Source organism: Micrococcus sp. IITD107 (genome assembly GCF_041927415.1).
In the GTDB taxonomy this organism is placed as follows: Bacteria; Actinomycetota; Actinomycetes; order Actinomycetales; family Micrococcaceae; genus Citricoccus; species Citricoccus terreus.
The window spans coordinates 47,287-61,121 of record NZ_JBHFFN010000004.1 but is presented as its reverse complement, the minus strand read 5'-3'; the positions used below and the strand labels follow the sequence as shown (position 1 = coordinate 61,121).

General features: G+C 69.3%; 15 protein-coding genes. All 15 read left to right on the top strand.

Features of this window, described 5'->3' with window-relative positions; genetic code table 11:
* Positions 1-147 precede the first annotated feature (147 nt).
* The 15 genes from ACEXHE_RS08585 to ACEXHE_RS08515 all read left to right on the top strand — a co-directional run bounded on the left by ACEXHE_RS08585 (position 148) and on the right by ACEXHE_RS08515 (position 13,809).
* The gene (locus tag ACEXHE_RS08585; protein ID WP_374785486.1) at positions 148-1,434 is read left to right on the top strand and encodes a PotD/PotF family extracellular solute-binding protein; all 1,287 of its coding nucleotides are present in this window, start codon (positions 148-150) and stop codon (positions 1,432-1,434) included.
* Between the two features lie 4 nt (positions 1,435-1,438).
* On the top strand, positions 1,439-2,647 hold the full coding sequence (locus ACEXHE_RS08580; protein WP_374785485.1) for an ABC transporter ATP-binding protein: 1,209 nt from the start codon (positions 1,439-1,441) through the stop codon (positions 2,645-2,647).
* Entirely contained in the window at positions 2,644-3,627 is a 984-nt protein-coding gene (locus tag ACEXHE_RS08575) for an ABC transporter permease (RefSeq protein ID WP_374785484.1), read from the top strand. The genes ACEXHE_RS08580 and ACEXHE_RS08575 overlap by 4 nt, the downstream gene beginning before the upstream one ends.
* A gap of 35 nt (positions 3,628-3,662) precedes the next feature.
* Entirely contained in the window at positions 3,663-4,550 is an 888-nt protein-coding gene (locus ACEXHE_RS08570; protein WP_374785483.1) for an ABC transporter permease, read from the top strand.
* 71 nt (positions 4,551-4,621) lie between these two features.
* The gene (locus ACEXHE_RS08565; protein WP_374785482.1) at positions 4,622-5,194 is read left to right on the top strand and encodes a MarR family winged helix-turn-helix transcriptional regulator; all 573 of its coding nucleotides are present in this window, start codon (positions 4,622-4,624) and stop codon (positions 5,192-5,194) included.
* Positions 5,195-5,576: 382 nt separating this feature from the next.
* Positions 5,577-5,813 (top strand): 50S ribosomal protein L28, encoded by a 237-nt coding sequence (gene rpmB, locus ACEXHE_RS08560; RefSeq protein ID WP_091695781.1) that lies wholly within the window; start codon positions 5,577-5,579, stop codon positions 5,811-5,813.
* A gap of 1 nt (position 5,814) precedes the next feature.
* Complete coding sequence (gene rpmG / locus ACEXHE_RS08555; protein WP_091695783.1) at positions 5,815-5,982, top strand: 50S ribosomal protein L33; 168 nt, start codon at positions 5,815-5,817, stop codon at positions 5,980-5,982.
* Between the two features lie 3 nt (positions 5,983-5,985).
* A complete protein-coding gene (gene rpsN, locus ACEXHE_RS08550) occupies positions 5,986-6,291 on the top strand; it encodes a 30S ribosomal protein S14 (RefSeq protein ID WP_091695785.1) in 306 nt (101 codons plus the stop codon).
* A 303-nt stretch (positions 6,292-6,594) separates the two neighbouring features.
* Positions 6,595-6,879 (top strand): HU family DNA-binding protein, encoded by a 285-nt coding sequence (locus ACEXHE_RS08545; protein WP_091695787.1) that lies wholly within the window; start codon positions 6,595-6,597, stop codon positions 6,877-6,879.
* Positions 6,880-7,039: 160 nt separating this feature from the next.
* Positions 7,040-7,672 (top strand): hypothetical protein, encoded by a 633-nt coding sequence (locus ACEXHE_RS08540; RefSeq protein WP_356967223.1) that lies wholly within the window; start codon positions 7,040-7,042, stop codon positions 7,670-7,672.
* 60 nt (positions 7,673-7,732) lie between these two features.
* Entirely contained in the window at positions 7,733-8,434 is a 702-nt protein-coding gene (locus ACEXHE_RS08535; protein WP_374785481.1) for a copper resistance protein CopC, read from the top strand.
* 142 nt (positions 8,435-8,576) lie between these two features.
* The gene (locus ACEXHE_RS08530) at positions 8,577-9,224 is read left to right on the top strand and encodes a copper chaperone PCu(A)C (protein ID WP_374785480.1); all 648 of its coding nucleotides are present in this window, start codon (positions 8,577-8,579) and stop codon (positions 9,222-9,224) included.
* On the top strand, positions 9,211-10,617 hold the full coding sequence (locus tag ACEXHE_RS08525; protein WP_374785479.1) for a Dyp-type peroxidase: 1,407 nt from the start codon (positions 9,211-9,213) through the stop codon (positions 10,615-10,617). Before ACEXHE_RS08530 ends, ACEXHE_RS08525 begins: the two co-directional genes overlap by 14 nt.
* Positions 10,618-10,660: 43 nt before the next feature.
* The gene (locus ACEXHE_RS08520) at positions 10,661-12,910 is read left to right on the top strand and encodes a cytochrome c oxidase assembly protein (RefSeq protein WP_374785478.1); all 2,250 of its coding nucleotides are present in this window, start codon (positions 10,661-10,663) and stop codon (positions 12,908-12,910) included.
* Complete coding sequence (locus tag ACEXHE_RS08515; RefSeq protein ID WP_374785477.1) at positions 12,907-13,809, top strand: hypothetical protein; 903 nt, start codon at positions 12,907-12,909, stop codon at positions 13,807-13,809. Before ACEXHE_RS08520 ends, ACEXHE_RS08515 begins: the two co-directional genes overlap by 4 nt.
* The last annotated feature ends 26 nt before the right edge of the window (positions 13,810-13,835 follow it).

The window sequence follows — 13,835 nt, the reverse complement described above, 5'->3', positions numbered from 1 at the left end:
TGAAACAAGAATGTAACAACGAAAACCCTTGTGCCCTGATGTGCCCTCTGACACACTCGTGTCCACACGAATGCTGGATTCGCACCGACACACCGTGTGCCGCCCTCGGCCACGGACCGTCGTCCCCATCCGTCTCGAGGAGCCGTCATGTCCCGTCGTCACACCGATCCCCGTCAGAACTCCGCAGCGCTGCGGCCAGGGCCGCAGGATCCGGCCGTCCAGGCCCTGGTCCGGCTCTCCCGCACAGCCTCGGGCTCACGGCTGAGCCGCCGTTCGCTGCTGGCCGGCGCCGGCGGGCTGGGACTGGCCTCCCTGCTGGCCGCCTGCGGAACCGGCGGCGGGACCACCCCCTCCGGCGGAGGCGGAGAGTCGGCGGCGCTCTCCGCGGCCCAGGACCTCTCCGACTCCGAGAAGACCCTGCGCTGGTCCAACTGGACCCTGTACCTGGACTATGACGACGAGGCCGGGACCTACCCCACTCTGGAGGCCTTCAAGGAGCAGTCCGGGATCGACGTCTCCTACACCGAGGACATCGACTCCAACGACTCCTACTTCGGCAAGTACCAGAGCCAGCTCTCCGGCGGGCAGGACATCGGTGCGGACATCATCACCCTCACCGACTGGATGGCCGCCCGGCTCATCCGCCTGGGCTACGTCCAGGAGCTGGACTCGGCGAACATGCCCAACACCGCCAACCTGCTGGAGAACTACCGCAACGTCGAATGGGACTCCGGACGCAGCCGCTCCATGACCTGGCAGGGCGGATTCACTGGCCTGGCCTGGAACAAGCAGGAGGTCCCCCAGGGACTGAAGACCCTGGACGACCTCTGGAAGCCCGAGCTCAAGGGCCGCGTGGTGGTCCTGGACGAGATGCTGGACACCATGGGCCTGCTGATGATGGCCGACGGTGTGGACATCGCCGGGGACTGGGGCGACGACGAGTTCGACAACGCCCTGGAGACGCTCAAGGGGCACATCGCCAGCGGGCAGATCCGCCAGGTCAAGGGCAACTCCTACAAGGAGGACCTGATCTCCGGGGACGCGCTGGCCGTGATCGGTTGGTCCGGGGACATCACCCAGCTCAACTTCGAGAATGGCGACCGCTGGCAGTTCGGACTCCCGGAGTCCGGCGGCGACATGTGGGCGGACAACATGATGGTGCCCATGGGCGCCACCCACAAGAAGAACGCCGAGGCACTCATCGACTACTACTACGATCCGGCGGTGGCCGCCGAGGTGGCCGCCTACGTGAACTACATCTGCCCGGTGGAGGGCGCACGCGAGGAGATGGAGAAGATCGATCCGGAGCTGGCCGAGGATCCGCTGATCTTCCCCACGGACGAGTACCTGGAGAACGTCCAGATCATCCGCTCGCTCACCCCTGAAGAGGACACCCGCTACAACCAGGCCTTCCAGCAGGCGATCGGCAACTGAATCCATGACTGCACAGGACACCACCCCCACCACCGCGTCCACCACGGAGTCCGGGACCCAGACCGAGGAGTCGCGCGGCTCCGAGCTGACCCTGGACCAGATCAGCAAGACCTTCGGCGAGTTCCATGCGGTGCAGCCGCTGGACCTGACCGTCCCGGCCGGCGAGTTCTTCGCCCTGCTGGGGCCCTCCGGCTGCGGGAAGACCACCACGCTGCGGATGGTCGCCGGGCTGGAGAAGCCCTCCGGAGGATCCATCCGGATCGGCGGGACGGACGTGACCAGCCTGCCGCCGTTCAAGCGTCCGGTGAACACGGTGTTCCAGTCCTACGCCCTGTTCCCCCACATGTCAGTGCGGGAGAACGTGGCCTTCGGCCTGCGTCGGCGCAAGGTCAAGGAGTGGAAGGCCCAGGCTGATGAGTTCCTCGAACTCGTGGAGCTGACCCACCTGGCCGACCGCAAGCCCGGCCAGCTCTCCGGTGGTCAGCAGCAGCGTGTGGCTCTGGCCCGCGCCCTGGTCAACCAGCCGGAGATCCTTCTGCTGGACGAGCCGCTGGGTGCTCTGGACATGAAGCTGCGTCGGCAGATGCAGTCCGAGCTCAAGCGCATCCAGACCGATGTGGGCCTGACCTTCATCCACGTCACCCATGACCAGGAGGAGGCCATGACCATGGCTGACACCGTGGCCGTGATGAACGCAGGGCGGATCGAGCAGATGGGCGCTCCTGAGGACCTCTACGACCTGCCGCAGACGGCGTTCGTGGCCAACTTCCTGGGCCGGTCCAATCTGATGGCCGGCAGCGTGACCGGCGGGTCCGGAGCAGACGGCATGCTGGAGATCGACGCCTCCGGGCACCGGCTGCTGCTGGACTCCTCCCGGGCCGTCTCCACCACCGGTGACGTGCTGGTGGGCGTCCGTCCGGAGAAGATCGCCCTGCGCCCGGCCGGGACCCGCGCTGGAGGCGAGCCGGTCGTCGTCGGGACCTCCGGAGTGGTCAACGAGGTGGACGGGACCGTCACCGACGTCTCCTTCACCGGCGTCTCTACCGAATACCGCGTGGATGTGCCAGGACTGGGCGAGCTGGGCGTCTTCGCCCAGAACCGGGACGCCACCCGGATCCGCCCCGGTGACGCTGTGGAGCTCAGCTGGGATCCGTCCCGTGCCTTCGGGCTGGACGGCGCGGAGGATGCCGCCGCCGGTGAGGATGCGGCATGAGTGCGGGCACCGAGACCCGCGCCTTGGCACGCGTGGCCCAGGCCCAGGCCGCCTCCTCGCAGCCAAGCGGAGGCGGTTCCCGACGGCGGCGGAAGACCAACGCAGTCACCGAACCTGAGGGTCGGCGCGGCAAGGCCGGCTACGGTCTGGTCACCCCCGGCCTGGTCTACCTGGCCCTGTTCTTCATCCTGCCGGTCTTCACCCTGCTGGCGACCTCGCTGTATGTGAAGCCGCCGGGAGCGGACATCGGGCAGTTCGCCCCCGCGTTGGAGTTCGGCAACTACGCCGTGGTGATCAGCGGTTACTGGACTGAGCTGCTGCGGTCGTTCTGGTTCGCCCTGCTGGCCACCATCCTGTGTCTGATCATCGGATACCCGATGGCCTACCTGATCGCGGTCCGGCTGCGCGGGCACTCCTTCCTCCAAGGGCTGCTGCTGGTGCTGCTGATCGCCCCGTTCTTCACGTCCTTCGTGCTGCGCACCCAGGCCTGGAAGCAGATCCTGGCGGACGAGGGATTCGTGGTGCAGGCGCTCAAGACCCTGCACCTCATGCCGGCGGGGGCCTCGCTGACCACCACCTCGGTGGCCGTGGTGGCCGGCCTGACCTACAACTTCCTGCCGTTCATGGTGCTGCCGATCTACGCGAACCTGCAGGCCCTGGACGGACGGCTGCTGGAGGCAGGTCAGGACCTGTACGCCAACGGGGTGACCACGTTCCGCAAGGTCACCTTCCCGCTGTCGCTGCCGGGCGTGCTGGCCGGAACGCTGCTGACGTTCATCCCCGCCGCCGGTGACTTCGTGAACGCCGCGATCCTGGGCAACAACCGCAACACCACGATGATCGGTCAGGTGATCGACTCGAAGTTCATGCGCGTGCTGGACTACCCGGGTGCCGCGGCGCTGTCCTTCATCCTCATGGTGGCCATCCTGATCCTGGTCAGCCTGTACGTCCGCCGGTTCGGCACCAAGGACCTGGTGTGAGCCCGATGTCCGATCAGACCACAGGAGCATCCTCGATGAGCACCACCCAGCAGGCACCCCGGACCTCCGCGGGCGCCGACTCCAGTGCCACCAGCGTCCGCCCGGACACCGCCGGCGCCCGCCTCGGGCGGTTCCTGGGCCGGTGGGCCATCCCCGTGCTGGGCGGCCTGGCCTTCGTGTACCTGCTGGTGCCGATCGCCTACATCTTCATCTTCTCGTTCAACGAGCCGGCCCGCACCAACCTGACCTGGCGCGGATTCAGCTGGGAGAACTGGCAGAACCCCTGCGGCGCCCCCGGCGTGTGCGAGGCGGTCCAGAGCTCACTGAAGATCGGACTGACCGCCACGGCGATCGCCCTGGTGCTGGGCACCCTGCTGGCCTACGGGCTGGCGCGGTACGCCTTCCGGTTCCGGGACGCGGCCGGGTTCCTGATCTTCCTGCCGCTGGCCACCCCCGAGGTGGTCCTGGGCGCCTCCCTGCTCGCTTTGTTCCTCAACGTGGGCATGCAGTTGGGCTTCTGGAGCGTGGTGCTGGCCCATGTGATGTTCTGCATGGCCTTCGTGGTGGTGACCATCCGGTCGCGCGTGGCCACCCTGGACCACCGGCTGGAGGAGGCCGGCCGGGACCTGTACGGATCCCCGTTCCAGGTGTTCCTCCGGGTGACCCTGCCCCAGTTGGTCCCGGGGATCCTGGCCGCCGGTCTGCTCTCCTTCGCCATGAGCTTCGATGACTTCATCATCACCAACTTCAACTCCGGCACCTTGGAGACCTTCCCCAAGTTCGTCTACGTGGCGGCGGCCAGAGGCATTCCCGCGGAGGCCAATGTCATCGGTTCAGCGATGTTCCTCATCGCACTGCTGGTGGTCGTGGTGATGCAGATCGTGTCCTGGCAGCGGCGTCGGCGACTGATGTCTGCGCGCTGAGGCACGAATGCGGCGAAAGTCTCGGTCCACGTCTTCCCTTATCACGGCGCCCTGATGGAATACTGGTCCCCATGGATGAGGGACCGGTAGACGATCTAACAGATCAGGCAGCGGGAACGGACGCCCCTGAGGTGCGGTGGCTGGATCCGGTGGAACGGCGCGCCTGGCTCTCCATGGTGGCCACCCACATGCAGCTGATGCCAGCGCTGGAGGCGGACCTGCAGGACCACGGCGCCGTCAGCATCTTCGAGTATCAGGTGCTGGCCATGCTCTCCGAGCACGGGGATCCGCTGCCCATGAGCGAGCTGGCCAGTAGGACGAACTCCTCGCTCTCCCGGCTCTCCCACGCGGCGCGCAAGCTGGAGAAGCGCGGATGGATCCAGCGCAGCACCTCTCCGGTGGATGCCCGTGTCACCCTGGCTCAGATGACCGAGGTGGGGATGCAGGAGGTCATCCGTCTGGCGCCGGTGCACGTGCGCAGTGTCCGCCGCCGGCTGCTGGACGTGCTGGACGCCCGGGACCTGGAGGACATCGGTCGGATCGGCGGCAAGCTGATCGGCCATCTCAAGCCGGACCACTGGGTGTTCCGTGACCCGGCGCTCACCGAGGTCTGCCCCCAGCGCCAGGAGCCTGACTCGAATTGAACGAGTCGGTGGAACGTCGTAGGATAGGACGGCGCTAAGCCACGTTGGGCTTCTCTGTGCCCTGCCGAGTGCAGGTGACGGAGGAGCGTCGGAAAACAACGTGCTTCCCGTAAACCGGATCCTGAACCATCACCGTGCGGTCCACACTGTGCGGTCGGCTCAGGGCTCACCGTCTTCCCCAGCGATCAAGGGCACTTCGGTTGGTTCTCACCCAGCCTGGTACACCTTCGGAAAGTCGCAGTAAGAGCGCGGTGTCACAACTGGTGGCGGGGCTCCTGGACGCGCGACCGCCGCAGGCTCGGTTCATCTGAGCAGGCGGCACTGCACGTCCACCAGCGGGTTCCGCCCGTACTTTTACTACTACTTGCAACGAGGAGTGATCATGGCAGCTCACTGCCAGGTAACCGGGGCTGGGCCGAACTTCGGCCACAGCATCTCCCACTCGCACCGTCGCACCAAGCGTCGGTTCGACCCCAACATCCAGAAGAAGACCTACTGGGTCCCGTCCCTGCGCCGCAACGTCACCCTGACGCTGTCGGCCAAGGGCATCAAGACCATCGATGTCCGTGGCATCGACGCCGTGGTCGCCGATCTCATCGCCAAGGGAGTGAAGCTCTGACATGGCCAAGGACAAGGACGTACGTCCCATCATCAAGCTGAAGTCGACCGCCGGCACCGGGTACACCTACGTGACCCGCAAGAACCGCCGGAACGACCCCGACCGCATCGTGCTGAAGAAGTACGATCCGGTCGTCCGCAAGCACGTCGAATTCCGAGAGGAGCGCTGAGACATGGCCAAGAAGTCCAAGATCGCCAAGAACGAAGAGCGCAAGGTCATCGTCGCCCGCTACGCGGAGAAGCGTCTCGAGCTCAAGAAGACCCTGGTGGACCCCAACGCCTCTGACGAGGCCCGCGAGGCCGCTCGCGTGGGTCTGCAGAAGCTGCCCCGCAACGCCTCCCCGGTGCGCGTGCGCAACCGCGACGCCATCGACGGCCGTCCGCGCGGCACCTTCCAGAAGTTCGGCATCTCCCGCGTGCGCCTGCGTGACATGGCCCACCGCGGCGAGCTGCCCGGCGTCACCAAGTCCTCCTGGTGATCCGCTGATCAGCTGACGCTGTCCAGTCCTCGGGGCGGTCCGCCGTCGATTCCTGCGGGAGTCGAGCGGGCCGCCCCGAGGCGTTTCCGCTCCCACATGGGACGTTGTCAGCCTCCTCGCAGGTGGCCTCTCCGGGCGGCCAGAGGGGACGCTGACCGCGAAAAACCGTGGAAGAACGCCAGAATCCGCGGAATATCGGCTTGAAACCGCGCGTCCCGGCGCTCTGGGTGGTAGTTTGCGAGACGGAAGCCCGGAGAGAACCCCTCGGGCCCATGGAAACAACCATCCAGTCCAGGAGGACCTATGGCTATGAACCGCAGTGAACTTGTCGCCGCCGTCGCAGAGAAGTCCGGCAACTCGCAGGCCGCCGTCAACGGCGTTCTCGATGCCGTCTTCGAGGTGTTCACCTCTCAGATCTCCAAGGGCGAGAAGGTCACCATCCCGGGCTGGCTGTCTGTGGAGCGCACCGACCGTGCCGCTCGCACCGGCCGCAACCCCCAGACCGGTGAGACCATCCAGATCCCGGCCGGCCACTCGGTCAAGATCTCCGCTGGCTCCAAGCTGAAGGCTGCCGCCACCGGCAAGTGATCCTCAGATCGGCCTCAGGGCGCTCCACCACCGGTGGGGCGCCCTGATCCGTCTCTGGGCACGTGCCGCCTGACTCGAGGTGCTGACTTCTACGTCATGTAGAACTCCCGTAGACTGCTGGATCAGCACCGCACGCCCGTCAGAGCCAGAGGAGGACCCCGTGCCGCGTCCTCACCTCGGCTCCGGGCCCGGCCGCCTCGCGCGCGGCTGGGGCGCCGCCCTGATCGCCACCCTGGTGGCCGCCGGGTCCCATACGCTGGCCGGCCCAGGCCATCACGACGACACCCCCTCATCTCTGGTCTTCATCCTCACCCTGGCCTTGGCCGGCCCGCTCTGCACCGCGCTGGCCGGTCGGATGCTCTCGTGGACCCGGCTCTCCGCGGGGGTCCTGCTCAGCCAGGGCCTGTTCCACGGCCTGTACTCCCTGGGACCCGGGGCCGCACCGATCCAGACCGGGACCGCACCCGGGCATGAGCATCACGTGCAGCACCTCACCGTGGCCGCTGCCGAGCCCCTGCCTGTGTCCGAGGTCGGCGTGTCCATGGCGGCCGCGCATCTGGTCGCCGCGGTGGTCACCGTGCTGCTGCTGCGTCAGGGCGAGCAGGCGGTTCTGACCGCCGCGGAGTGGGTGCTGCTGCGCCGCCCTGTCCTGACACTGGTGCCCGTGGTCCTGCCCTCCGTCTTCGGCCAGGGCCGCGCGGCCTGGCATCGCCCTCCGATCCTGCAGCCGTTCCGGGACGTGGTGACAGGGCTGCAGTGGCGGGGTCCGCCGTCGTGGTCGTTGGCACCCTGACCCCTCGACGCTGACACTCGACCCGGCGCGCCGGTCTGACCCCGCGCCCCGAAGGACACCATGACACGGCACCACCCTCACCCCCGCCGCCTGCTGGCCGCCGCCGCAGCCACCGGACTGCTCGCCAGCGGGCTCTGGGCCGCCGCTCCGGCCCTGGCCCACGACCAGCTGCTCTCCGCCGAGCCCGGCGACGGCGCCACCCTGCAGACCGCTCCTGAGGAGCTGCTGCTGAGCTTCTCCGGCAACCTGATCACCGGACAGGGCATCCAGAATCTCGTCCAGGTGCGGGACCAGGACGGCCACCAGTGGCAGGACGGAGCGGCCACCGTCACCGGGCCGACCCTCAGCGCCGCCCTCTGCGACGGCATGCCCAACGGCGACTACGACGTCTCCTACCGCGTGGTCTACTCGGACGGTCACTCGGAGGAGAAGCAGTACACCTTCACCGTGCAGGACCCGAACGGGCCGGAGACCGGTGCACCGGCTGACGGCTGCGGCGTGCTGGCCGCTGGCGCTTCCCCGTCCTCGCCAGCCGGCACTGAGCCCACCCAGGACCAGGGCACGGCGACGGCTCCGTCCGGTGCCGAGAGCACTGCGCCTGGCGCTGGCGAGACGGCGCCGGCCGAGGACACCGTGGTGGAGGACTCCTCGCAGGAGTCGGCTCCGCTGCCGGCGTGGGTCTGGGCCGTGGGCTTCGGCGGCGTCGCCGTGGTGGTGCTGGGCCTGGTGGTGGCCGCCCGCAAGGCCAAGAACCTGGGCTGACCGGCACCTGACGTTCCCCTGTTGAGATGCGGCATCGGCCGCATCCTTCTCTGCGTGCCCTCGGGCCGCATCCGCACACCTTTCCTGATCCTGCTTTCTTCTCTGCGCGCGCTGCCGCGCCTCAACGACGAGGACTCCCCTGATGAACATCCAGAACACCCAGAGCCCCCAGAACACCCAGCCGACCCGGACCGCGCTGTCCCGGCGCCTGAGGGCCCTGAGCGCTGGAGCCGGCGTGACCGCCCTGCTGCTGACTGGCTGCAGCGCCGCCTCCGACCCCGCGCCCGCCGACGGTGGCGCCACCGGAACCTCCAGTGCCAGCACCACGGTTCCCTCCGGGCAGATCTCGGTGACGGACCCCTGGGCCAAGGCCACGGACGAGCACATGACCGGCGTCTTCGGGGTCATCGTCAATGACTCCGACCGGCAGCTGCACCTGGTCGGCGCCCAGAGCGAGGCCGCCCAGCGGGCCGAACTGCATGAGACCGCCGACGACGGCACCGGCTCCACCCTGATGCAGGAGAAGGAGGGCGGTTTCATGATCGAGCCGGGTCAGAGCCTGGAGCTGGTCCCCGGCGGTGACCACATCATGCTGATGCAGCTGACCGAGCCCATCGAGCCGGGCCAGCAGGTGTTGGTCACCCTCGAGTTCGCCGACGGCACCACGCTGCCGCTGGAGGCCGTGGCCAAGGAGTACGCCGGGGCCAACGAGGTCTACGAGGCGGACGACCCCGATGAGTCCGAGGCTGAGTCAGGTGACGCGGACGAGGACGGCCATGGCGACCACTGACCCCCATCCCGAGTCCACCGGCCCGGCACCGGTCCAGGACCCCGAGCCGCGGACCACCTGCCGGCGAGCCTTCGTCCTGGGGACCGGTCTGCTGGGCGGCGGCATGATCGGCACCGCTCTGGGCTACGTGGCCGGGCACGGCTCCGGATCCACCACTGCAGGAACCAGCGTCCCCGCCTCGGGGCAGGCGACCAGCGGACCGAGTGAGGCCGGGGCACCCGCCGCGGGGGCCGACGTCGGGAATCCCACCTGGGCCGAGCCGGGAGGCGAGGCCGGGCGCGTGGCCGTGAGCTCGCCGGTGGGGACGGACACCGTGCCCTTCTACGGCCCACGGCAGGCCGGTGTGGACACCCCGGCGCAGACGCACGCCGTGTTCCTGGCGCTGGACCTGAAGCCGGACGCGGACCGTGAGCGGATCCAGCGGATGCTGCGCCTGCTCACGGACGACGCCGCCCGGCTCACGCAGGGCCGGGCGACCCTGGCGGACACCGAACCGGAGCTGGCCGCCGCGCCGGCCCGGCTGACCGTGACGTTCGGGTTCGGGCCGGAACTGGTCCGGCGCGTGGACCCTGCCCGGATGCCGGACTGGCTGCGGCCGCTGCCGGCGTTCGAGATCGACCGGCTGCAGGACGAGTACAGCCACGGAGACCTGCTGCTGCAGCTCTGCGGCGACGACCCCGTCTCCCTGGCGCACGCCCGGCGGATGCTGCTCAAGGACACCCGGGCGTTCACCACGCTGCGCTGGGTGCAGACCGGGTTCCGCTCCGCGCGCGGATCCCACCCCGGCGGGACCACCATGCGCAACCTGTTCGGCCAGGTGGACGGCACCTCGAATCCCTCCCCGGACACCGCGCACCTGGATCGGGTGGTGTGGGGCCAGGGGGAGGGGCCGCTGCCGCTGACGCCGTGGCTGGAGGGCGGCACCTCCCTGGTGCTGCGGCGGATCGCCATGCAGCTGGACACCTGGGACGAGCTGGACCGGCCGGCCAAGGAGCAGGTGATCGGGAGGGGGCTGAACACCGGAGCCCCGCTGACCGGCAGGGAGGAGCACGACGAGCCGGACCTGGAGGCCGTGAACGAGCGTGGGTTCCCGGTGATCTCGGACATCTCCCACCTGCGCCGTTCCCGCACGGACATCCCGGAGCAGTCCATGCTCCGCCGGGCCTACAACTACGACGACGGGCCCTCCGGTGCGGACTCGGTCTCGGACTCGGGACTGCTGTTCGCCGCCTACCAGTGCGATGTGGACCAGCAGTACCTGCCCGTCCAGCGGCGGCTGGCCGAGTCCGACCACCTGAACCTGTGGACCGTCCCGGTGGGCTCGGCCGTGTTCGCCATCCCCCCGGGCTGCCAGGAGGGCGGCTACGTGGGGGAGGGACTCTTCAGCACCTGACCCCGCAGCCCGCCCACACACCGCCCCCTCGAACCCTGAGAGAATGGACCTCGTGCCTTCCCCCCGCTCCACCCGACCCCGCCGTGACTCGACCCCAGCACCCTGGTCTGCCCAGCAGACCCCCTCGGGGCGTGGCTCCGGTGCGCCCCGGGGGCGTGACGTCGTCGGGACCGTGGCCGCAGTGCCCCGCTGGGTGTGGATCGGGGTGGCCGTGGCAGCCGCCGTGGCCCTGGCGATCGCGGCGAGCCTGACCGGGATCACCGCGGTCCGGGAGCTCTCGGACCCGGGCTCGGTCACCCGGTGGGGTCTGCCCCTGGCCAAGCTGGTGCACAACATCGCGATGCCGGTGACCCTGGCCGCACTGGTCTTTGCCGTGGGGATCCTGCCGCCGCACGCCGCCGGGGGGCGGGCCGGCCGAGGCCGGACGGCCAAGGACCGCGAGCAGCAGCGGGCCGATGAGGTCGCAGCTCCGGAGCATCCGGCGTTCGCGCTGCTGATGCGCGTGGCCGCGGTGGCCGCCGCCGTCTGGACGGTGGCGGCACTGGCCATGGTGGTGCTGAGCTACTCGGACCTGGCGGGCATGCCGCTGGACCCGGGCCCGGGATTCACCTCCGGACTGGTGGGGTACATCGAGTCGATCTCGGTGGGTCAGGCCTGGTTCTGGGTGACGGTGATCGCCGCCGTGGTGACCTCCCTGGTGATCGCGGTGCGCTCGGTGACCGGTCTGGCCTGGACCGCACTGCTGGGCATGGTGGGGATCGTCCCGCTGGCGCTGATCGGCCACTCGGCCTCCGGGGATGACCACAACGCGGCGGTGAACTCGATCGGCCTGCACCTGCTCGGCGTGGTGGTGTGGATCGGAGGCCTGCTGGTGCTCGCGCTGATCTCAGGGCAGCTGACCGGTCCGGACGGTGCCACGGGCCGGGGCTCGGCGCACCGCCAGGGACCGGAGCCGCTGATCCACACGGTGGTCTCGCGCTACTCGCTGCTGGCCGGGCTGGGACTGGCCACCGTGGCGATCTCCGGCGTAGTCAACGCCGGCATCCGCATGGACCAGTGGGAGCAGCTGACCAGCCCCTACGGGCTGATCGTGCTCGCCAAGTTCGTGGGCACACTGCTGCTGGGCGCGATCGGCCTGATGCACCGGCTCTGGATCATCCCGCGCCTGGCCACCGGCACCGAGCAGCCTCCGGCGGCCGCGCGGCGACTGCTGTGGCAGCTGATCGCTGTGGAGGCGGTGCTGATGGGCGCGATCCTGGGCCTGGCCACCGTGCTGGGCCGCACCTCGCCCCCGGTCCCGGAGGAGCTGGCCCCGGACGCCTCCCCGGCGCGCATCCTCACCGGCTACGATCTCCCGCCGGAGCTCACGCCCGAGCGCTGGCTGACCGTGTGGCGGCCGGACTGGCTCTGGGTGGCGATCATCGTCTTTCTGCTGGCCTGGTACATCCGTTCCACCATCCGCCTGCGGCAGCGCGGGGACTCCTGGCCCATCCTGCGCACGGTCTCCTGGACCCTGGGCCTGATCGTGCTGTTCTGGGTCACCTCCGGTGCGCCGGCCGTCTACGGTCAGGTGCTGTTCAGCGCGCACATGGTGGCGCACATGACCCTGACCATGATCTCCCCGCTGTTCCTGGTGCTGGGCGCCCCGATCACCCTGGCCCTGCGCGCCCTGCCCGCCCGCTCGGACGGCACCCGGGGCCCGCGCGAGTGGATCCTGTGGATCGTGCACTCCTGGTGGGGACGGTTCATCACCCACCCGGTGGTGGCGGGGATGAACTTCGCCGGCTCGATCCTGATCTTCTACTACACCCCGGTGTTCGGCTTTGCCCTGAACGAGCACGTGGGCCACGAGTTCATGAACGTGCACTTCCTGCTCACCGGGTTCCTGTTCGCCTCGGTGATGGTGGGGATCGACCCGCTGCCGCGGCGCACCATGTACCCGCTGCGTCTGGTCCTGCTGCTGGCCACCATGGCCTTCCACGCGTTCATCGGCGTGGCCATGACCGGGTCCGACTCCCTGCTGCAGGCCTCCTGGTTCGGCTCCATGGGCCGGGACTGGGGCCCCTCAGCGATCGCCGACCAGCAGATCGGCGGCGCCATCATGTGGGGGATCGGCGAGGTGCCCACGGTGATCATGGCGGTGATCGCGGCCTACCAGTGGTGGCGCAACGACCAGAAGGAGACCAAGCGGCTGGACCGCAAGGCCGACCTGAACGACGAGGCAGAGCTGAAGGCGTGGAACGCCATGTACGCCCGCCTCGGTGACGACGAGACCGAAGGACCCCGCCCGTGACCCGCCCTGCTTCCGCTGTCCCGTCCCGTCGTCGGCCGCTGGCCGGTCTGGCTCCCCTCGCTCCCCTGGCTGTGCTGTCGCTGACCGCCGGTCTGCTGGCCGGGTGCGGTGCGTACGAGTCGCCGGAGGATGCCACCTCGGCCTCCACCCCGGCAGGCCATCCCGACGTCGGCTCCGGCACCTCCCAGCCCAGCGCGCCTGCGGAGGGCGAGGGGACGTCGTCGGGAGAGGACGGCGAAGCCGCTGAGGGCGCTGAGGCTGACCGTCCGGACCAGCGTGCGGCAGCGGCAGCGGCGGAACGCGCGGCCAGCTTCGGCTTCACCGAGCAGGCCGTGGCCACCGAGGAGCAGGTGTCCGGTCTGCGCGAGGACGTGCGGCTGCGGCAGTCCAACACCACCGGCACCCGCGTGGACCCGGCCGAGTGCAAGTCGGCGCTGACGGCCGTGGACTGGTCCCCGCTGCTGGCCCCGGGCAGTGCGGCCTCGCGGATCGACGTGGGTTCGGCGACCTTCCGGGGGACCGGGACCGTGGAGGTCGCCGCGCTGGAGGACATCGGCGTGGTGGACCAGCACGTGCAGAATGTGGACCGACTGGTGCAGGACTGCGGCGAGCTGAGCTTCACCGTGGACGGCACGTTCTCCGGCGAGGGCGGGGTGTCCACGTTCGAGCTGGACAGCTCGGTGCCGGAGGCGGAGACCTCGCAGGCCGTGGAGTCGGCCCTGCTGTGGACGCGCAGCCCGGTCAGTGGGGACGGTGCCCCGGCCACCGCCCAGGTGCTGGTGGGTCGGCAGGGCGAACATGCGGTGATGGTCTCGTTCATCGGGTCCAGCCAGGTGGCCGATGCCGAGTTCACCGCCATGGCGCAGGCCATGCTGGACGCCGCGCTGGCCGAGCTCTAGTCCCCGGTGCCGGAAGCGGAGGACTT